17 protein-coding genes are annotated in these 20,014 nt (G+C 65.0%); 13 read left to right on the forward strand and 4 right to left on the reverse strand.

What is annotated here, in order from left to right; genetic code table 11:
• On the reverse strand, positions 1 to 1,193 hold a 1,193-nt coding region (locus R2834_23865), incomplete at its 3' end, for a hypothetical protein (protein ID MEZ4703388.1).
• Between the two features lie 218 nt (positions 1,194 to 1,411).
• Between R2834_23865 and R2834_23870 the strand changes: the two genes are divergently transcribed.
• Positions 1,412 to 1,987: a TetR/AcrR family transcriptional regulator gene (locus R2834_23870; protein ID MEZ4703389.1), complete on the forward strand. Its 576-nt coding sequence runs from the start codon at positions 1,412 to 1,414 to the stop codon at positions 1,985 to 1,987.
• A 60-nt stretch (positions 1,988 to 2,047) separates the two neighbouring features.
• Here the strand turns inward: R2834_23870 and R2834_23875 are convergent, their stop codons facing one another.
• Positions 2,048 to 3,316, reverse strand: coding sequence for a DEAD/DEAH box helicase (locus R2834_23875; GenBank protein MEZ4703390.1), 1,269 nt, complete (start codon positions 3,314 to 3,316; stop codon positions 2,048 to 2,050).
• A 555-nt stretch (positions 3,317 to 3,871) separates the two neighbouring features.
• On the opposite strand from R2834_23875, the gene R2834_23880 reads away from it, so the two are divergent.
• The gene (locus R2834_23880; protein ID MEZ4703391.1) at positions 3,872 to 5,002 is read left to right on the forward strand and encodes a hypothetical protein; all 1,131 of its coding nucleotides are present in this window, start codon (positions 3,872 to 3,874) and stop codon (positions 5,000 to 5,002) included.
• Positions 5,003 to 5,021: 19 nt separating this feature from the next.
• On the opposite strand, the gene R2834_23885 is transcribed toward R2834_23880, so the two are convergent.
• Together R2834_23885 and R2834_23890 are read right to left on the reverse strand one after the other, a co-directional pair.
• The gene (locus R2834_23885) at positions 5,022 to 5,693 is read right to left on the reverse strand and encodes an SdpI family protein (GenBank protein MEZ4703392.1); all 672 of its coding nucleotides are present in this window, start codon (positions 5,691 to 5,693) and stop codon (positions 5,022 to 5,024) included.
• Positions 5,680 to 5,967, reverse strand: a complete 288-nt coding sequence (locus R2834_23890) for an autorepressor SdpR family transcription factor (protein MEZ4703393.1) — start codon at positions 5,965 to 5,967, stop codon at positions 5,680 to 5,682. The genes R2834_23885 and R2834_23890 overlap by 14 nt, the downstream gene beginning before the upstream one ends.
• Positions 5,968 to 6,077: 110 nt before the next feature.
• Here R2834_23890 and coaA point away from each other — a divergent pair, with 110 nt between their 5' ends.
• The 11 genes from coaA (at position 6,078) to R2834_23945 (ending at position 19,788) form a co-directional block, all read left to right on the forward strand.
• Positions 6,078 to 7,031, forward strand: a complete 954-nt coding sequence (gene coaA, locus R2834_23895) for a type I pantothenate kinase (protein ID MEZ4703394.1) — start codon at positions 6,078 to 6,080, stop codon at positions 7,029 to 7,031.
• Positions 7,032 to 7,043: 12 nt separating this feature from the next.
• Positions 7,044 to 8,126, forward strand: a complete 1,083-nt coding sequence (locus R2834_23900; protein MEZ4703395.1) for a membrane dipeptidase — start codon at positions 7,044 to 7,046, stop codon at positions 8,124 to 8,126.
• Between the two features lie 28 nt (positions 8,127 to 8,154).
• Positions 8,155 to 8,688, forward strand: coding sequence for a metallophosphoesterase family protein (locus R2834_23905; protein MEZ4703396.1), 534 nt, complete (start codon positions 8,155 to 8,157; stop codon positions 8,686 to 8,688).
• Positions 8,689 to 8,755: 67 nt separating this feature from the next.
• Positions 8,756 to 9,229 (forward strand): RidA family protein, encoded by a 474-nt coding sequence (locus R2834_23910; GenBank protein ID MEZ4703397.1) that lies wholly within the window; start codon positions 8,756 to 8,758, stop codon positions 9,227 to 9,229.
• 3 nt (positions 9,230 to 9,232) lie between these two features.
• Positions 9,233 to 9,526, forward strand: coding sequence for a hypothetical protein (locus tag R2834_23915; GenBank protein ID MEZ4703398.1), 294 nt, complete (start codon positions 9,233 to 9,235; stop codon positions 9,524 to 9,526).
• A 5-nt stretch (positions 9,527 to 9,531) separates the two neighbouring features.
• Complete coding sequence (locus R2834_23920) at positions 9,532 to 11,433, forward strand: hypothetical protein (GenBank protein MEZ4703399.1); 1,902 nt, start codon at positions 9,532 to 9,534, stop codon at positions 11,431 to 11,433.
• A 122-nt stretch (positions 11,434 to 11,555) separates the two neighbouring features.
• The gene (locus R2834_23925; GenBank protein ID MEZ4703400.1) at positions 11,556 to 12,290 is read left to right on the forward strand and encodes a hypothetical protein; all 735 of its coding nucleotides are present in this window, start codon (positions 11,556 to 11,558) and stop codon (positions 12,288 to 12,290) included.
• Positions 12,291 to 12,305: 15 nt separating this feature from the next.
• Entirely contained in the window at positions 12,306 to 13,397 is a 1,092-nt protein-coding gene (locus R2834_23930) for an alanine racemase (GenBank protein ID MEZ4703401.1), read from the forward strand.
• 361 nt (positions 13,398 to 13,758) lie between these two features.
• Positions 13,759 to 14,598 carry an SDR family oxidoreductase gene (locus tag R2834_23935; GenBank protein MEZ4703402.1) on the forward strand — a complete coding sequence of 280 codons (840 nt, stop codon included), beginning with the start codon at positions 13,759 to 13,761 and terminating at the stop codon, positions 14,596 to 14,598.
• A gap of 216 nt (positions 14,599 to 14,814) precedes the next feature.
• Positions 14,815 to 15,225 (forward strand): hypothetical protein, encoded by a 411-nt coding sequence (locus R2834_23940; GenBank protein MEZ4703403.1) that lies wholly within the window; start codon positions 14,815 to 14,817, stop codon positions 15,223 to 15,225.
• A gap of 126 nt (positions 15,226 to 15,351) precedes the next feature.
• Positions 15,352 to 19,788 (forward strand): T9SS type A sorting domain-containing protein, encoded by a 4,437-nt coding sequence (locus R2834_23945; GenBank protein ID MEZ4703404.1) that lies wholly within the window; start codon positions 15,352 to 15,354, stop codon positions 19,786 to 19,788.
• Positions 19,789 to 20,014: the final 226 nt, after the last annotated feature.

The following is a 20,014-nucleotide window of genomic DNA, read 5'->3' on the forward strand; positions in this document are numbered from 1 at the left end:
ACGAGCGCGGGGTGATCGTTGACGTAGTTCAGGATCGTGAACCAGTGACCGGGAGGGGTCTCCGAGTCGGGGCCGTCCGCCCAGAATTCGGCCAGCACGCGCGCATAGTCGCCTCGTGGCACCACCTGCGGCGCGTACGGCTGCCCGGTGTAGGGGTTGACCGCATGGCCGGCGCTCGTGTCGCCGCCCTCGATGAGGTCGTAGAAGTCGCGGTAAGAGGCGATGGCTTCGGGCAGGGCCGGAACGTTGCCGATGGACGCCGGCGAGATATCCCACATAACCCCGTCATGCGGATCGAGCTGGGCGGACCAGGCGGCCACCATCGCGAAGCCCCACTGATACTCCGCGCCGGCCTCGCCGCCGATCAGCGGGGGCGCGCCGGGGTCGTGGTAGACGGGGTAGGGGAAGCCGGCGCGATCGTAGGCAGTGCGCGACGCCGGGTCGAGCGCGAATGGCTGGACGTTGCCCCACTCCGGCCCGAGGAAGTCGGGCGTGGAGCGCGGGATGACGTTGCCGCTCTGGTCGATGAAGACCTCGAGCGTGAGCGGCTGCCAGCGATTCGGATCGACGAGGCCGGTTGGTCCGGACTGGTCGAGGACGAGCGGCGGGTTGACGGGTTCGTAATCGAGATTGGCGTACGCGTTCGCTTCGTTGGAGCCATCCTGCAGCCCGTAGTCGATGTAACACCGCGCGAGATAATTGCCGAGGGCGGCCGGCGAGCCCGAGGTGTAGTCGGTGTCCACGATCACGGGCGAAAAGCCTTGCGCGCGCAGGAGGGAGTCCGCCAGGATGAAGGTAGCTTCGGCGTCGGGCGCGTTGCGAAAGCGGTGGCGTATCAGGCGAAACGCCGCAAAAGCGAGGGTTTCGCGGCGCGCCGCTTCGGTGTCGGCCGGCGCCGGGATGCCCGCGAGCGGGCAATCGAAACCGTGGAGTGTTTTGCCAAGGAGGTAGGTGTCGGCGCCGGCGTCGTAGACGGCCCAGGCGTCGTACATCGCGGCGGAGACATGGAAGAGGTTGCGGGCATGAACGGTGGGCCGCGCGAAGTCGTTGCGGATGCCTTCGAGCAGCACCTCGTTCCAGGCGCGCGCCACGGAATGCTGCGCGCGCGCAGGGAGGGCCAGGGGGAGGGCGACGAGCGTCGACAGAATGAGACGGAGCAACAGGGTTGCCGCGAGGGGAGGGAGGGCGCGCATGGTGCGTTCGGCGTTCGCGTGCGGGGGTTTTGGCGGAGCAGGACGGCGGTAAAGGGTCCGGGTCTGACAGGGTTCCCGAGGCCGGCGTCCAGAGGGTATATCCGCAAAGGCGTTCCGGTAACCAGGAAAGCCTCGAAAGCGCCGTAGTCCGCTTGATCCCGAGCGTTTCACGGTGTACTCTACGGATCATCCCTTCACCGCGCTCCCCAGGCCCGTCCATGGAACAACCCGAATTCAAATCGACGGTTCTCGATGCCTCGCGCCGGCTCTTGCTCGAACAGGGGTTCGATCACGTATCGATGCGCAAGATTGCCGCCGAGGCCGGCTGCAAGGCGTCGACCCTGTACTACTATTTCAAGAACAAGGAAGAGATCGTCGCCGCGCTGGTCGAGGAGGGGACGCGGCTCCATTACCGGATCGCGAAAGAGATTGCCCGCAAGCACGCCAATCCACTGCTCCGTTTCGAGGCGCTGCTCTGGACTTCGCTGGAATTCGGGTTGAATAACCAGGCGATGTTTGAAATTCTCTTTATGGGGCCGGGCGCCGGCGGTGACGGGCAGGCGGGCTTGCATCGGGCGATGCCGGGATACGATCTGGCGGCCGAGGCCTTGCGGGAATGTGCGGCGGGGGGATTGGCGACGGTCGAGGACGCCGGCCTGGCGTGCGCGACCTGTTTCGCCATGCTGAACGGGGTCGTCTACAGCTTGCTGTACCGGCAGCTGCCGCCCACGTTGAGCGTCGACCGGGTCAAGCGCGACGCGGTCAAACGGATCATGGCCAGTTTGAAGGGCTGATCGAACCGCCGGCGCAGCGGGCCACCGCAAGGTTGCCCGCCACGCCGACGATTCGGTCGACTACCGATTTTTCGGACGTGCGCCAGAGCGGCGGTTGTTGTTGCGCCGCTGCGGGCCGTTGCCGGCCTTCTGGTGACCGCGCGCCGCGCGCTCGGGCGCATGCTGCTGCTCGTGCCGGCGCGGCTCATCATATTGCCGGTCCGCGAACGGAGCGTATGCGATCCGCTCGATCTTGTGGCCCGTGTACGACTCGATCTGGCGCAGATACGCCATCTCATCCCGCGTCACGAACGTGATCGCGCGGCCGGTGGCCTCGGCGCGGCCGGTGCGGCCGATCCGGTGGATGTAGCTCTCGGGAAGATTCGGCGTATCGAAGTTGATCACATGGGTGATCCCTTCCACGTCGATGCCGCGCGCGGCGATGTCGGTGGCCACGAGGACGCGGAACCGGCCGAGCTTGAAGCCCTGGAGCGCTTTCTGGCGCTGGGCCTGGCTGCGGTTCGAGTGGATCGCGACGGCGGAGAAGCCTTCCTGGTTGAGCCGGCGCGTGATGCGGTCGGCCCGGTGCTTGGTGCGGGAGAAGACAATCATGTTATTGACGTCCTCCGTTTCCAGCACGTGGTACAGGAGATCGATCTTGGCGGCCTCATCGATCAGGCAGGCTGCCTGCTCGACGGTGTCCGCCGGGTTGCGGCGATGACCGATTTCGATAAACTCCGGCTGCTGCAGGATGCTGTCCGCCAGCTGGCGGACGGGGCCGTGCATCGTGGCCGAGAAGAGCAGGGTCTGCCGCTTCCGCGGCGTCGCAGCGACGATCTTGCGGACGTCATGGATGAAGCCCATATCGAGCATGCGGTCGGCTTCGTCCAGCACGAGCACTTCGCAATGCGAGAGCGAGATGCTGCCGCGTTCGAGGTGATCGATGAGCCGGCCCGGCGTGGCCACGATGATGTCCGCGCCGCGGCGCAACCCCTGAAACTGCGGGGACATGCCCACGCCGCCGTAGATCGGCAGGCTGCGGAACGGCGTGAACTTGCCGTAGGTGCGGACGGCTTCGTCAACCTGCAGCGCGAGTTCGCGCGTGGGGGTGACGACGAGGGCGCGGACGCGCCGCGGTCCCTGCGTGCGGGGCGACGCGGCGAGCCGGTCGAGCAGGGGCAGCACGAAAGCCGCCGTCTTGCCGGTGCCCGTCTGGGCGCATCCGATAAGGTCTTTGCCGTCCAGGATGACCGGAATGGCCGCCTGCTGAATGGGCGTAGGTGTAGTGTAACCCGTAGCTTCGACGCCGCGGAGGACGTCCTTGCTCAGGTCGAGCTGATCAAAATTCATGTAGAGGTTTGTCGTGACTCCGGCAAGCGCAGCGAAGCGCAATCGACGTGCTGGTGGGTATCGAGCGAAGTCAGAAAGGGAACAGCGCGGCGTCGTAGAGCCGGCGCGAACCGCTCGATGGTTATATCCGAACGAAGGGAATCGGGTGCTCCGTCGTACAGGCGATCGGTGGGCACCATCAATATCGTCTTGAATAGAACAGGCGTGTCGATTTCCTGCTGGCCCGTAGGCCCTCGTCCTTTCTCAAATACGACACGCCCCAGGACATCCCGGAAGGCAGTGAACTAAAAGCCGCTTCCGAATGAATGTAAGACGGGAACGGTGTGAATGAGGGGCTTAGACGAGTGATCGTCCGTTTTGTTTTGCGCTACAGCGGGTCCGAAAAACGGCGCGAACACGCCACCGCCCTAAAAAGGCGCAAAACCGGCATTCCGCTGCATGGATGGGTTGCTGGAAGCCCTTTCAGGGGTCAAATCTTCATCTGCGTTGCTTGAAACCGCCGGCGGAAAACGAGTACCTTTTCATCCCCCGCCACCGTTCCACGCCCAGAATCCCATGCTTGTACTCCTCCATCCGAACACGGACGAATCGTCGGAAGCGTTCGCGCTCACCTGGAAACACCTCAACGAACTGCCCGGCATCGAGGTAAAAAAACACCTCGTGCACGGCGAGATGCAGGTGCTCACGGAGATTTACCTGATCGGCAATACCGCCGCGCTCAATGCCGAGGATATCCAGGCCCTGCCGGCGGTGGAACGCGTCGTCCGCATCTCGGAGGAATACCGGATGATCGGCCGGCACAAGGATGGCCGGCGCTCCAACGGGTTTACGTACAACGGGGTCACCTTCAACCAGGATAACCTGCACATCTTCGCCGGGCTCTGCGCCGTGGATACGCCGGAGCATGTCGAAGGGATGATGCAGGCGCTGCAGGCCAACGGGCAGGTGTGCACCCGGATGGGCGCCTACAAGCCGCGCACGAACCCCTATTCGTTCCAGGGCCATGGGAAGGATTGCCTTCCGTACGTCTTCGAGCTCGCCGGCAAATACGGCATCAAGGTGATCGCGATGGAGATCACCCACGAGAGCCATATCGACGAGATCGATGCCGCGCTAGAACGCCTCGGCCGGCCCACCGGCGTGATGCTCCAGGTGGGCACCCGCAACACGCAGAACTTCGAACTGCTCAAATTCATCGGCCGGCAGCAGACCTACCCGGTCCTCTTCAAACGCGGTTTCGGCATCACGCTCACCGAATCGCTCAATGCGGCCGAGTACCTCGCCACCTACGGCAATTCCCGCATCATCTTCTGCCTCCGCGGCATGAAGGCGTCGTTCGCCAGCCCGCATCGCAATATGGTGGATTTCGGGCACGTCCCGGTCGTGAAGCGCCTCACGCGGCTGCCCGTGTGTGTCGATCCATCGCACTCCGTCGGCTCCCGCCAGGCGGCACCAGACGGGATGCTGGATGTCTTTCACGCCACCGCCCAGGGCATCGTCGCCGGCGCGAACATGGTGCTGGTCGATTTTCACCCCGCCCCGAGCAAGGCGCTGGTCGACGGCCCGCAGGCGCTGCTGATGGACGAGCTCCCGTATTTCCTGGAGGACGTCCAGATCGCGCGCGAAGCCTACGAAAAACGGCGCGCGCTGACCCAGCGGTTCATGGCCGCCCACCCGGAAGCGTGAACGCGCCCGGGCGTCCGGTTTATGACTCGGACCGGGCCGCCCGCTTCGCGGCCATATACAGGTAGAAGGAGTATCCCACCGGCACGAGCGTAAGGATCACCACGCCGACGATAAAGACCGTGGGATAGGCGGTCGAGGGCACGAAAAACCAGATCGCGATCATCACGAGCGACCCGAAAACCCATAACTTGCCGGCCATGCGGTGGGTCTTCCGCCAGATGTCGGCCGACTCGAGCGTCCACGGCGTCCGGATCCCGATGAAATAGTTGGGCTTGATCGCGCCCAGGAAGTTGCCGATCACCAGGAATAGCGCCGCGATCAGCACGAAGATGGTCTGGCCCATATCGATGGCATAGCCCAGCCAGTTCAGGCACAGGACGCCGAAGATGCTGGTCATCAGCAGCGGAAAGATGAACCGGAAAGCCCGGATGGCCTTCTGGTTGGCGTCGGTTTGCCGTTTGGGGTCGATCCAGGGAACGGCCAGCATCAGCAGGTAGCTACCCACGCCAATCAGCGGGATCATCAAGGCGCTGAACCCCTTGGCGTCGTAGCGATCGATCTCGCCACGCGCATTCCAGTGCACCGGCAACTCGTCGGGGAGCCGATCCCATATCACCGCCAGAACGACGAACGGAAGGGCGAGCAGGAGCCACGCCGGCCAGTCTGTTTTGATCAACTCACGTGTCTTCATGATGATTGGTATCCCGGTTGGATTGTACGAGCGCCAGGAGCCACTGCAGGGTGTCGTCCAGGACGGTCGTGTTGAGCGAATACCGGATGAACTGTCCCTCGCGCTCCGCATCGATCAGGCTGGCCTGCTTGAGCAGATCCAGGTGATGGGAAATGCTGGGCTTGCTGATCTGGAACGCGTCCGCGATTTCGCCGGCCGTGAGGTCGCCTTTGCGCAACATGTCCAGAATCGCGCGTCGCGTGGGATCGTTGAGGGCTTTGAATACGGCGTTCATTTTGATATTTCGTCAATCGTCTAAAAGTTACGGCAGGCCGGGGGACATGTTGCATGCTTCGGAGGGGAATATTTTCGTAGCTTCCATGCGGTCTCCCCGTCGAATCCTCCATGCCTGAACGCGCAGCGCCCGTGTACTCCCCCTATGTGAACTTCAGCCGGCAGGAATGGGCCGTTTTGCGCGACGATACGCCGTTGACGCTCACGGAGGCCGACCTCGAGCACCTGCGGGGGCTCAATGTGAATCTGTCACTGGGCGAAGTGGTCGACGTGTATCTGCCCCTGTCCCGGCTGCTCAACCTGTATGTCGCGGCGGTGCAGCGGCTGCATCGGGCGACGGCGACCTTTCTGGGGGATCCCGCGGCGAAGGTGCCCTACATCATCGGCCTGGCCGGCAGCGTCGCGGTGGGCAAGAGCACGACGGCGCGCATCCTGCAGGCGCTGCTCTCCCGCTGGCCGGACCACCCGCGGGTCGACCTGGTGACGACGGATGGCTTTCTGTATCCCAACGAGCGGCTGGAAGCGCAGTCGCTGATGAAGCGCAAGGGGTTTCCCGAGAGCTACGACCAGCGCCGGCTCGTCGCGTTCGTCGCCGCGCTCAAAGCCGGCGAACCCGTCGTCCGCGCGCCGATCTATTCGCATCACACGTACGACATCCTGCCCGGCGAATACGTCGAGATCCGCCAGCCGGATATCGTCATCATCGAAGGGATCAACGTGCTGCAGACGCCGCAGGCGCCGAGCGAGGGGCGTATGCCGGTGTACGTGTCCGACTTCTTCGACTTCTCGCTCTACGTCGATGCCGATCCGCAGCTGATCGAGCAGTGGTTTCTGGAACGGTTCCACACGCTGCGCCGGACGGCCTTCCGCGACCCGTCCTCGTATTTTCATCGCTACACCGCCCTCTCGTTCGAGGAGGCCGACGCGTTCGCCCAGACGGTCTGGCGCGAGATCAACGCGCGCAACCTCGTCGAGAACATCGCCCCGACCCGCGATCGGGCGGACCTGATCCTGCGAAAGGGACCCAACCACGCGGTGGAGGAGGTCCGGCTCCGAAAACTGTGATACCCCATCCCCATGCGCCTGATTTTCGACGCCCATCTCGACCTTGCCTGGAACGCGGTTTCGTATAACCGCGATCTCACCCTGACCGTCGGCGAACTGCGCCGGCGCGAAGCGCACATGACCGACGTCGCGGGACGCGGCCGCTGCACCACGACGCTGCCCGAACTGGCCGACGCCGGCGTCGCCGTGTGCGTCGCCACGCTGCTCGCCCGCAGCGGCGCCGCCCAGACGCCCCAGAACGGCTACAAGCGCACCGACCTGGAGCATGCGACGCCCGCCATCGCGCACGCGGCCGCCCAGGCCCAGCGCGCGTACTACCGGCTGCTCGAGGAAGACGGGCTCATCCGGATGCTGCGGACGAAATCCGACCTCGCCGCGCACTGGCAAGCCTGGGAGACCGGGGCGACCCGCGTGCCCGGCATCATCCTGAGCATGGAAGGGTGCGACCCGATGGTGCGCCCCGAACAGGCCGAGGCGTGGTGGGGCGACGGGCTTCGCGCCGCCGGCGTGACGCATTACGGGCTCGGCCGCTACGCCGCCGGCACGGGCGTCGCCGGCCCGATCAACGAACGCGGCCTGGCCTTGCTGCGCGTGTTCGAACGCCTCGGCATGGCGCTCGACGTGACGCATCTGAGCGACGAGGCGATGGATCAGGCGCTGGACGGCTACCAGGGCCGCGTGCTTGCCAGCCATCATAACTGCCGCGCGCTGGTGCCGCACCAGCGGCAGTTGCCCGACGCGCACATCCGCCGGCTCATCGACCGCGACGCCGTGATCGGCGCCGCGCTGGATGCGTGGATGCTGTATCCCGGGTGGGTCCGCAGCGAGACGAAGCCCGATGTCGTGGGCCTGGAGGCGGTGGCTGACCACATCGAGCGGGTCTGCGACCTGGCCGGCAACGCGCGGCATGCCGCCATCGGGAGCGACCTCGACGGGGGATTCGGTACCGAGCAGACCCCGCGCGACCTCGACACGATCGCGGACCTCCGCAAGCTCGAGGGTATCCTGGCGGCGCGCGGTTTTGCGCCGGCCGATATCGACGCGATTTTTTATGGCAACTGGCTTCGGTTTTTTGGCGAAGTCCTTCCCGATTGATGCCCACGTCCGCTAGCGAGACCCTACCATGCGCATATTGATCATCTCGGACATCCACGACCACATCTGGAACCTCGGCGCGTTGCTGGAGCACCGGCCGGCGTCCGACCAGCTGGTCGTCTGCGGCGACCTCTGCGCGCCGTTTGTCGTCGGGCTGCTGGCCGAGGCCTATGCCGGCCCCATCGACATCGTCTTTGGCAACAACGACGGCGATCTCTACTGCATCGCCCAGCAAGCCGCCCGGTATCCGCACGTCACGCTGCACGGCGAACTGCTCCGGGCGGACTGGGACGGTCTGCGCATCGCCGCCAACCATTACCCGGACATCGCGCGCGGGCTTGCGGATTCGGGCGCGTACGATCTCGTCTGTTACGGCCACAACCATCGGTACGCCGTGCATCGCGAGGGCGATACCTGGCTGCTGAATCCCGGAGCCGTGATGGGCTACGACCCCGGGGCGCGCGCCGACGTGCCGGCGACCTGCCTCGTCTATGACACCGGAGCAGATCAGGTGGAAGGATACCGCATTCGCCTCGACGGTCTCGTGCCATTGCACGACTGATCCGGATTGATTGCTTTTCGCCGGATTGTATCCCATATTCACCCGCTGAGGCCATCCAATCCATCCGATGATCATGGGAGAACGCGACAAAAAACTCGAGAACCTGGGATATCCCCTGAACGACATCCCCGGGCCCGGCGCCATCTATAAACCGGTTGTGGTGCACGGGACGACCGTGTATGTCTCGGGCGCGGTGCCTGTGGCGCACGGCCAGTTGGTCAGTCCGGGCAAGGTGCCCTCGCAGGTCAGCGTCGCGGAGGCGCAGGCGGCGGCCGCTCTGTGCGCCGCGAACAATCTCCGCATGGTGATCCAGGAGTTGGGGTCGCTGGACCGGATCGCGCGCGTGCTGCGCGTCACCGGGTACGTCAATTCGGATCTCGACTTTACCGAGCCGCACGTCGTGGTGAACGGCGCCTCGCAGCTACTGATCGACATCTTCGGCCCCGACGCCGGCGTCGGCGCTCGCACGGCGATCGGGATGGCGCAGTTGCCCCGCGGCGCCTGTACGGAGATCGAGATGATCCTGGAACTCCAGGCCTGAGGCATGACAGAATTCGACCCCGACCCCGCCTTTCTCCGCGCCCGGCGCGAAGCCTGGACCATCCTCGGCGCCTGGCTCGTCAGCATGGTGTGGACCGTAGGCGTGTCCTGGTGGATGGGGTACGGCGAGTCGGTGTGGGGTGCGCGGCGCGTCCTGGGGTGGCCGGCGTGGGTGTTCTGGGGCGTCGCCGTTCCGTGGCTGGCATCGACGGTCTTTACGGTCGTTTTTGCGCTGCGCGGGATGGCGGACGACGCCGTATCCGATGGGCCTGAGTCGCCGGCGGCTCCCAGACCCTGACTGTCGTGGCGCTCGTCGTATTCTCCATCTACACGCTGCTCGTCTTTTCGCTCGCCTGGTTCGCGCATATCGCCGGCAAGCGGCGGGCCTCGTTTCTCGGCGAGTACTTCCTCGGGAGCCGGGAGCTGGGGATGTTCGCGTTGGCGCTGACCTACGGGGCGACGAGCGCCTCGGCGGGGTCGTTCGCCGGCTTTCCGGCGCTGATCTATACGCATGGATGGTCGCTCGCCCTCTGGATCGCCAGCTACATGATCTTCCCGCTCTGCGGGATGGGCTTGCTGGGCAAGCGGTTGAACGTCTTCTCGCGTCGATCCGGGGCCATCACCCTGCCGGATATCCTTCGCGCCCGCTTCGACAGCCCGGCCCTGGCGCTGCTTGCGTCAGGGTTTATCGCGGCGATGCTGCTCGTCTACCTGATCCCGCAATTCAAGCTCGCGGCGATCATCATGGAGCAGCTGCTGCGCGACGTGCCGGCGATGCACACGGCGGCGGTCGGGATGGCGAACGCCTTCGGCGGCGTTCCGGGGGGCGAGAGCCCCGAGTACGTGTTCTGTCTGCTCGTCTTCGCCGTCCTGGTGATCGTCTATACGACGTTCGGCGGGTTCCGGGCGGTGGTGTGGACCGACATGCTCCAGGGCGCGGTGATGTCGGTGGGTGTCATCGTGATGCTGGTGCTGACGCTGCAGCAGGTGGGCGGCCTGGACCGCGCGACGCAGGCGCTCGACGCGATGACCCCGCCGCTGCTCGCCGAGATCGTCTACGAACGGGCGACGCCGGCCGAGGCGCCGGGCATCCTGGTGCCGGTCGATACCTGGGTCGCTGTGGCGGATTCGGCCGCCGGAGGCGAGACCCTGCTCCGCGCCAACCAGTCGGCGTTCATCCCCGCCGGCGAGACCGTTTCGGCGCCGGTGGTGGCGGTCGCGTTGACCACCCCGGAGGAGATCGCCGCGGTCCAAGCGGGGTTTGAGGGGGGCAGGCCGGCTGCGTTGCCGATGGGTGTCGCGGCCCGCGTCGTGTCGATGCGGCCGTATGCGGCCGGGGCTGGCGAGGCGGGCGTCTACGTGCGCGCGCCGGGGCCCAGCCCGACCGATGCCGGCGGTTTTCTGCCGCTGGGGCTGGCGTTGTCGTTTTTTGTGTTCTGGGCGCTCTCGGGCACCGGTCAACCCGGCAATATGGTGCGTCTGATGGCGTTTGATTCGACGCAGACGCTCAAGCGGGGCATCGCGGCGCTGTCCATCTACTTTACCCTGATCTATCTGCCGCTCGTCGTGATCTTCGTGTGTGCGCGGCTGATCGTGCCCGGGATCGATCAGTCGGCCGACCGGATCATGCCGTTGATGGCGTTCACGCTGGCGGATGCCGCCCGGATGCCGTGGCTGGCCGGCCTCATCATCGCGGCGCCGTTCGCGGCGGCGATGTCGACGGTGGACAGCTTCCTGCTCATGATCGCGTCGTCGGTCGTGCGGGACATGTACCAGCAGCACGTCAATCCGTCGGTATCCGAGGCGCGCGTCCGCGCGATGAGTTATACGTGTACGCTCATCGTGGGGGGGCTCGCTACGGTCGGCGCCCTGTATCCCCCCCAGTTTCTGCAATACGTGATCGTATTCAGCGGCGGCGGCTTGTCGGCCGCCTTTCTGGCCCCGATGGCGCTCGGGCTCTACTGGCCGCGGTTCAACAAGGCCGGCGCGCTCGCCGCGATGCTCGGAGGGTTCGGGGCGTACCTGGCGATGTATGTCGTCGGCTTCGTCGCCACCGGCACCACGCAGCCCTGGAGGCCGGCCGGGCTCGACCCGCTGATCTGGGGCTTCGCCGCCTCGCTGATCGGCGCCCTGGTCGCCACGATGGCGACGCCGCCGCCGCCGCGACAGGTCGTGCAAACCTTCTTTGGCCGGCCGGCGTTGTAGCGTCGCTATCGCCGCATGAGCCGGCCGTCGTTGTGTTAACGCACGCAGAGCGTTATTCTGTTGTAGTTCCAGGTTTCAGGTTTCACGTTCAGGGGGCTCGCAAACGGGTGCGGACCGGAAGGGTGAAACGCCTCGTTTTATTCCTGGTCGATTCGGTCAACGTTATGTGCCCGTCGTCTCTAGGTACTTGTCGTACAACGGCGCGGTGGCTGTCCTGGCTTCCGCTGCTCGTCTTCCTGCTCGTCATTCCGTCCGGGTGCACGGCCACCAATACCAACGGCGACAACGCGCTCGCCGCGCGCTTCAACCGCGCGATCCAGGGTGTCGAGACGCAGCAGACGCAGGTGCAGCGCGTGATGCAGGAGGCGACGGAGTCGCAGCAAAACATCCTGTTCAGCGCGCAGGTGCAGTTCAACGAGAAGGAAACGGTCGCCTTCATCGAGAAGTGGGAGCAGGCCAATGTGGCCGTCAATCAGCTGCGGGCCAGCCTCGACGACCTGAACCAGAATTATTACCCCATGCTCGAGCAGCTCCGCTTCCGGGCCCAGGCGATCAACGATCCGTATATCCGCGATCAGACGCTCAGTTATCTGGACGACACCCAGCGCGCATACGACGTCCAGGCGCAGGAAGCCCAGCGGTGCATCGACGATCTGGATGCCAGCATCCGGCTGGGGAACGACATCGTGGAGGCCCTCAAGATCATCGGCTCGGCCAACTTCATCCGGATCAAACTGGAGGAGCTGGGCAAGGTATGCAAGGAGTCGATGGAAGGATTGAAGCAGGTGAATCGGCTGGTCGATCAGGGGCGCGACCTGCTCGGCCTGGAAATCGAGGCCGGCACCCGCAGTACCTGAGTTGAGAGGAAACCGGTGAGAGACACGTCCATCCCAACCCCGTATATCTCGATCGACGCCGGCATCGTCCAGCAGAATATCGAGACCATGGCGGCCTACGCCCGTTCACACGACATCAAGCTCAGGCCGCACATCAAGACGCACAAGTCGCTCCATCTGGCGGCGCTGCAGCTGGAGGCCGGGGCCATCGGGCTCACGGTCGCCAAACCCGGCGAGGCCGAGGTGATGGCGCGCCTGGCAGGCGACATCCTGATGGCCTACCCGGCGGTCCAGCCGGAACGCTGCGCGGTACTGGCCGAACTGGCGAAGACCACGACGATCCGCGTCGGCGTCGACTCGCTCTACGCGGCCGGCATCCTGTCCGGAGCGGCATCCGCCGCGCGTTCGACGATCGGCATCCTGGTGGATATCGACGTGGGGCTGGGGCGCACGGGCGTCCAGTCGCCGGCGGAGGCGCTGCAACTGGCCCAGCACGTCGACATGCTCCCCGGTCTCCGGCTCGACGGCCTCATGTTTTACCCCGGCCACATCAAGTCCCCCGCCGACACACATCCCGAGGTGCTTTCCGGGATCGACCTGCTGCTCGGCGAGACGATCGCGATGTGGGCCGCGCACGGTTTCGAGGCGCGCATCGTGTCGGGGGGATCGACGCCCACGGCCTATCAGTCGCATTTCGTGTCCCACGCGACCGAGATCCGTCCGGGGACCTACATTTTCAACGACATGAACACCGTCCGCGGCGGGTTCGTCTCGCTCGACGAATGCGCCGCGCACATCGTGTGCACCGTCGTCAGCGACGCCGTGCCCGGCCAGGTGGTGATCGACGCCGGCAGCAAGACGCTGACGAGCGACCTCTGCGGGCCGGCGCCGGACAGTGGCTACGGCTACGTGATCGAATACCCCGAGGCCCGGATCAGCAAGCTGACGGAAGAGCATGGCCAGGTGGACATGAGCCGCTATTCGACCCTCCCCCGCGTCGGCGACCGGCTGACCGTCATCCCGAATCATATCTGCCCCTGCATCAACCTCCAGGACCGCGTCCACTGGGCCCGGGCCGGCGAACCGCTCGAATCGCTCGAAGTGGATGCGCGAGGGAGGGTGTTTTAAAGTTTTGCTATATTGTATATTTGTAACGTGTTGGGGGGCATGAGCGCCCTTTGGGCGCGGTCACTGGGCATGAACGGCCGGAGGCCGTGTCATGAGCGCCCTTTGGGCGCGGTCATTGGACATTGGTCATCGGTCACTGTGCATGGGGAACCTGCCTGGAGCGACGCGTTCGACCAGTGACCAGTGACCAGTGACCAGTGACCAGTGACCAGTGACCAGTGACCAGTGACCAGTGACCAGTGACCAGTGACCAGTGACCAGTGACCAGTGACCAGTGACCAGTGACCAGTGACCAGTGACCAGTGACCAGTGACCAGTGACCAGTGACCAGTGACCAGTGACCAGTTAACCGCTTACCCTTATGCAGCATCTCTTCAAACACACCACAGCGCTGGTAATCGGCGGGGGCGCCGGTCTGGGGCGCGCGCTTTGTCAGGAACTGGCACATCACAAGGCGACGGTTGTCGTGGCCGACATCGATCTGGGGGCGGCGGAGGAAACCGTGCGGCAGATTGAGGAAAAGAAGGGGAACGCCCGGGCGGTCATGCTGGATGTGACGGACAAGCGGGCTGTGGAAGATCTCGTCGAGTCCGTCGCGAGCGAATTCGGCCGGCTCGACTACCTGTTCAACAACGCCGGCATCACGATCTGCGGCGAGACGGACGATCTGGATATCGCCGACTGGCACCGGGTGTTCGACGTCAACTTCTGGGGGACGGTCTACGCGGCTACGGCGGCGTTCAAGGTGATGCAGCGGCAGAAGTCGGGCTACATCGTCAACACGGCATCGGTCGCCGGCCTGACCGGGGCGCCCTTCCTCGCCCCCTTTGCGTCGTCGAAGAGCGCGATCGTGGGCTTCACGCTCTCGCTGCGCGAGGAGGCGGCCACCTACGGCATCAAGGTGAGCACCGTGTGCCCGGGCTACCTCCAGCGGGAGATCTACGAACACGCCGAATACCGCGGCGTGCGCCCCGAGGACGTGCTGAAGAAAATCCCCTTCGCCTCGATGAAGCCGAAAAAGGCCGCGGAGGCGGTGATCGACGGGCTCACCAAGAACCTCCCGATGATCGTCTTCCCGCTGCATGCCCGCATCATCTCGTGGCTGGGCCGGCTCAACCCGAGCCTCGTCACCCCGCTCAAGCGCAAAACGCTCCACGATTTCCGCAAAGCGAAGCTCCAGCCGGCGGAGCGGCAGGCGTAGTTTTTTTCTGATAGGAACATGCATCGGGGTCGTTCTGTAGTCCCGTCTGACGCAGTCGATACACTCGAAGGTCATCTCCGTCACCACATTCTGCACGCTATCGAACACACATCGCTACGAACCCTGCGCACTGCGCCTTAGACACTGTGGCAAGGCGCTTCTACCAGGCCAAACCGGGATCTAACAATGAAAACGATGCGATGTGTAGTTCTATCGATGAGCCTGACGGCTCTGGCCGCTTTGACGGGTTGCGACGCATTCAGCGATGATAACAAGGCTCCCGAGGTCCGGCTCGAATCGCCCGCTGTCGCCGACACGCTGGCCGGAGCGATGCACGTTATCGCGCGCATTTCGGATGATTCCCCGATTCAGCGCGTGGAGATCCAGCTTTATCGTGAACTAGAAGGCATATCGCAGCCAGCCGAGTTTGTACATCAGATAGAATTGCGGTTGTCCGGTCGCGAGCGTGAGGTGCGCATTGATACTGTGCTCACCATGCCGGAAGGGCTGACGCTCGTACGCTTTCCGGCCGGGACGGAGGATCGTTTCACGTTTCGTCTTAGAGGGGAGGACGTGGAAGGCAACGCCAGCGGCGTGGGGCTTCTGTTATCACGGCTAGAACAGTAACGCGGCCGGCGTGACCATGTTAAATCTGGCCATGTGGCTGCAGGTGAGGAACGGGTTAGGCGAAGGGCGATTACTGTGACGAAGTACACGGTAGTCTTTTTCGCTCCTTAGCCGTTCCAATTCATCGTGCGAAATCGTAGTGCCCTTCTCGCGATCGCATTCGTTGCGATCATCAGTCCCCAGTATCTTTTCGCCCAGAGCTCCTCGCTCTACACCCTTTGCTATGAAGGCGAATTGCCGCGCATCTGCGGCTACGACCCCGAATGGCCGGTCAATCCGCTCGACGTCTACCCCTTGCTATCGGACAAGGTCGACATCCGCAGCAATCGACGGGTGGCGGGCAGCTATAACGGCACGGGCTGGACGCTCACGCTGTCCGGCATCGACGGCAGTAATCCCGAACCGTTCGGTGAGCTCCCGATCTCGGCCGGCATGCTCGCCCTGTCGCCGGACCTGACGCGGCTCGCCTACGTGGCCAACGGGGTGGAGAATCAGGGGCAGACGCTGTATGTCTATACGCCCGAGACCGGAGAGACCATCCCCCTGTTATCCGGTTCGCAAGGTCTGAGGGTCTGGGTAAACGCCCCCGAATGGTCGCCCGACGGGCAGTGGCTGCTGTTTAACGTGGGGGATACGGAGCGGCAGTGGCCGGCGCTCGCGATCATGAAGGCCGACGGGTCCGAGCCCTATATCCAGGTGACGACACCCTCCGAGGATTTTACGGCCGATATCCGGGATGTCGAAGACCAGAACTTCGACTGGTCCTTCGCCGGCGACCGCATCCTGTTCACGCGCACCCAGATCATCGATGCCACCGGAGTGCCCGCCCACCGGCTGTTTACCGTGCCGGTGCCCGGCGATCCGCCGATGCACGAGGATCCCACCCTGATCCAGGCGATCGACATTCCCGGGTTTGACTATGTCGACCTCGAAGGCGTCGAGTGGAGCGGCGACGATTCGCAGGTCGCCCTGATGTCGCGCTACATCAACTTTGGCCCGACGATCTCGAGCGGGTATGAGTTGCACACGATGGAGGCCGACGGCGGCGCCATCACCCGGTTCCAGGCCGAGTCCAACGCGACTACCTACCTGTCCAATCGCATGCTGGAGTGGACAGGCTCGCGCGGGCTCATCGTCAACGACACGGGCGACAATCCGGACGCGGAAGCTGGCGACGACCTCTGCGACGCCGACCTCGGCAAAGCGGGCGAACAATGCACCCTGCGCGCCGCGCTGCAGATCGCCGAGCGTCAGGAAGGGCGGGACCTCATCGAGTTCGACCTGCCCGGCAGTGCGCCGTACACCATCACCGTGAGCAGCGGATTACCCGCCAGTTCGCAACCGATCGAAATCGACGGCACCACCCAGAAAGGGTATGTCGATCGGCCGCTCGTCCATATCCATGGTGGCGGCGCCGACGGGCTGGTCCTTGAGGGCGGCGATTCGGTAGTGCGGGGCCTCGCCATAGGGGGATTCTCGGCCGGCGTGACCTTCGCAGGAGCAGGCGGCAACACCATCGAAGGCAGCTACCTCGGCCTCCAGCCGGACGGCGTGACGGCCGACGGGAACGGCACCGGCATCCTGATCGATGGCTCGCCGGATCACGTCGTCGGCGGAGAAAAGCCCGAGCAGCGGAACGTCATCTCGGGCAACACCGGCGCCGGCGTGACGGTCTCGGGTATGGCCGCGAAGAACATCGTGGTAGCCGGCAACCGGATCGGCACGACCGCGGACGGCACCTTCGCCGTGGCGAACGGCGCCGAGGGTGTTCACATCGAGGATGCGCCTGGAGTACGCATCGGCGGCACGAAAGAAGCCGAGCGCAACCTCATCAGCGGTAATACCACGCACGGCATCCTCGTCACCGGCGCCGAGGCGAAAGGGGTGAAGATTCTCGGCAACTGGATCGGTGTGGATGCGGGCGGGACGACGGCGCTCGCCAACGGGACGGACGACACGCCCGAGTCGGGTCATCACGGCATCGCGGTGGTTTCGGCCGGCGGGACGGTGATCGGCGGCGCGACCGGTACACCGGGTACGGCGCCGGGCAACGTGATCGCCGCGAACGCCGCGAACCAGATCTACGTGACAGGTACGAAGGCCGAGCCGGCGGACAGCGTCCAGGTGCTCGGCAACCTCATCGGCACCGATATGTCCGGCGCGGTCGCGCTGGCGGGCGGTCAGGAGGCGGTGTTTGTAGCGGGTGAGGCCAAGTTCGCCCGTATCGGACAGGCCGGCGGAGGCAACGTCATCGTGGCCGGCGCCACGGAAGAGAAGCCGAAAGCAGGCGTCTGGCTGCTGGATCTCGGCGAAAACACCGGCGCGCCTGACGGATCGACCATCGCGGCGAACACCATCGGTCTGAACGTTGACGCATCGGCCGTGCTGGGCTGGATGGGCACCGCCGTCGCCGTAGTCACCGAATCGGACAACGGCGGCGTGGCGGGCGTCACCGTCGGCGGCACGACGGAGGCCGACGGGAATCGGATCCGCGGGATCTTCGGCGTCACCATCCTGGGCGCCCGTGCCGGCGGGACGGCTGTCGTCGCGAATACGATCGGCCTCCTGGCCGACGGCAAACTGGCCCGGACCGAACGCGACGCCGTCGGCATCACGGTTGCGCTGGCCGATCAGAGCCAGATCGTAAGTAATACGGTCGGAGGGCATGTCTTCGGCGTCGTGGTTGCCGCGAAGGGCGTGGGGGTCCTCGGCAATCGCCTGGGTACCGATCCGGAAGGAACGGTGGCACGCCCCAATACCGTCGGGATCTATGTGCCGGGCCAGCTTACGGACGGGCCGGCGGTGGGCGACAGCACACGGATCGGCGGACCCGGCGCCGGCAACGTGATCTCGGGCAACGAACGGAGTGGACTGTTGATCGGCGGAGATTTTTCGTTCGGAGCAGGATCCCAGAAACGCGAGGCATTCGCTGCGCCCGGGGCCTCCATCGCGGCGGCCCTGCAGTCGTCGGTGCGGACCCTCGCACCGTCGGGCACGCCCGGTACGGGTTCTCCCTCCAGTGTCGAGGTGACCCTGAACCGGATAGGAACGGACCTCTCGGGCTTGAAGGAACTGGGCAACGGCCGAGCTTCGTCCGATGACAATCGGTTTGCCGGTGTACATATCCGCGACGGGGAGAAGGCGCGGCTGACCGCCAACGTCATTTCCGGCAACGGTGGGGGTGTTCTGATAGGTACCGGGGAAGACGAACCCGGCAATCCGAAAGGGGTAACGTTCGCCGGCAACATCATCGGAGGGAACGCCGAGCTGAAGCAGGACATCCCGAACCAGTCCGGTGGGGTCATCATTGTCGATTCTCCGGACAATACGTTTACGCAACTCGGGGTGGCCGGCGCAGACTCGGTGGGTAACTTCATCGTGGGCAACCGGGAGCGCGGCATCGTCATCCGGTCCAACGATGGCGAGACCAACAACAGGATTCGGCATACGAATTTCCTTCGCAACACCGGCCCTTCGATCCAGCTGCTCGACGAGTCGCTCGATTACCCCTTCATCGCCGCGCCGGCGCCTGCACTTTTGTCGGCCGTTCGTCGCGTCGATGGATCGATCGTGTTTAAAGGATCGCAGGGGATCTCCGGGGAGGTCGACATTTTTGTTTCTGAAAGCTGCGCCCGGGGGAATGCCGAAGGCCTTCTGCAGGGTGTCGCCGCAGTCGTGCCGGGGAATTTCGAGCTGACGCTGCCGCCCGGCCCGATCGGACTGAATGATTACGTCGCGATGACCGCCACGGCGTCCGCGGCGACGCGTACGACGAGCGAGTTCAGCGATTGCGTTCGGGTGACGAATGTGGACAAGACGTTCGAGGCGCCGGTGGCGCCGGGGAGCCTGGGTATCATCCTGAATGGCCTGGGCATCAGTGTCGAAGCGACGGAGAATCCGGGCAAGACGGCTGCCGGCGGCACGCTGGTGGCCACGCGGTTCGACGAAAACGTAGCCCCGCAGCTCGGTCTGTTCGAGGGTTCGGCCACCGCGCCGGATGGCTCGACGGTGACGCCGAACGATGTCTCCTCCAACCGCCACTGGACGCTGCGGACCGACAGCCTGGCCGGCATCGTGTACACGGCCTGCGTGGATGTGGCCGGGGTGGGCGGGGTCGTCGATCCCGCGCAGCTGGTGCTCGTTCATCGCGCCGATGCCGGCGACCCGTGGACGCCGTACAACTCGACGCTGGATGGCTCGACGCTCTGCGCGGAGGGGCTGGCTTCGTGGGGGGATATCGGGATCGGGGCGGATTCGCTGGTACAGGCCGTGGCGATCGAGCCCCCGGCCGGCATGCTGCCTCATACCCTCGCGCTGGAGGTCTACCCGAACCCGGCCCGGGACGCGGCGACGGTGTCGCTGGCTCTGCCGGCGAGCGAACGGGTTCAGGTGGCGGTCTATGACGCCCTGGGCCGGCGCGTGGCGGTGCTGCAGGAGGGCACGCTGGCCGCCGGCATGCATACCCTCTCCCTGTCAGCCGGCGGGCTGCCGAGCGGACTCTATCTGGTGCGCGCCGTCGCGGGGGTCGAAGTGCTCACCACGCGGGTTACGCTCGTGCGCTAGGCCGCGACTGCTCCGTCATTCGGGTCCAGCGTTCGAGTAAACCGCCCGAACGGCCCTGGATCGGTAATGGCGTTCAGGCAGGTTTGGTCTGAAGGATGTTTCAGACGAACCCTGGCGCCGCGCGGGCTCGGTCAGCGCCCGATCATCCTGGGCTATTTCCACTTGGCGGCGCCGTGCCGTATTCTGGCGGGCGAGCCTGCGCTTTATTCAGCCCGCCACCCGCCCT

It is taken from the genome of Rhodothermales bacterium (assembly GCA_041391505.1).
Lineage (GTDB): Bacteria > Bacteroidota > Rhodothermia > Rhodothermales > JAHQVL01 > JAWKNW01.

Bases quoted from the DNA above. Each gene is read 5' to 3' on its own strand.
- R2834_23905 (MEZ4703396.1), top strand. From the start codon at position 8,155: ATGCGCATATTGATCATCTCGGACATCCACGACCACATCTGGAACCTC.
- R2834_23940 (MEZ4703403.1), top strand. From the start codon at position 14,815: ATGAGCCTGACGGCTCTGGCCGCTTTGACGGGTTGCGACGCATTCAGC.
- R2834_23935 (MEZ4703402.1), top strand. From the start codon at position 13,759: ATGCAGCATCTCTTCAAACACACCACAGCGCTGGTAATCGGCGGGGGC.
- R2834_23870 (MEZ4703389.1), top strand. From the start codon at position 1,412: ATGGAACAACCCGAATTCAAATCGACGGTTCTCGATGCCTCGCGCCGG.
- R2834_23900 (MEZ4703395.1), top strand. From the start codon at position 7,044: ATGCGCCTGATTTTCGACGCCCATCTCGACCTTGCCTGGAACGCGGTT.
- R2834_23890 (MEZ4703393.1), bottom strand. From the start codon at position 5,967: ATGAACGCCGTATTCAAAGCCCTCAACGATCCCACGCGACGCGCGATT.
- R2834_23875 (MEZ4703390.1), bottom strand. From the start codon at position 3,316: ATGAATTTTGATCAGCTCGACCTGAGCAAGGACGTCCTCCGCGGCGTC.
- R2834_23915 (MEZ4703398.1), top strand. From the start codon at position 9,233: ATGACAGAATTCGACCCCGACCCCGCCTTTCTCCGCGCCCGGCGCGAA.
- coaA (MEZ4703394.1), top strand. From the start codon at position 6,078: ATGCCTGAACGCGCAGCGCCCGTGTACTCCCCCTATGTGAACTTCAGC.
- R2834_23910 (MEZ4703397.1), top strand. From the start codon at position 8,756: ATGATCATGGGAGAACGCGACAAAAAACTCGAGAACCTGGGATATCCC.
- R2834_23880 (MEZ4703391.1), top strand. From the start codon at position 3,872: ATGCTTGTACTCCTCCATCCGAACACGGACGAATCGTCGGAAGCGTTC.
- R2834_23885 (MEZ4703392.1), bottom strand. From the start codon at position 5,693: ATGAAGACACGTGAGTTGATCAAAACAGACTGGCCGGCGTGGCTCCTG.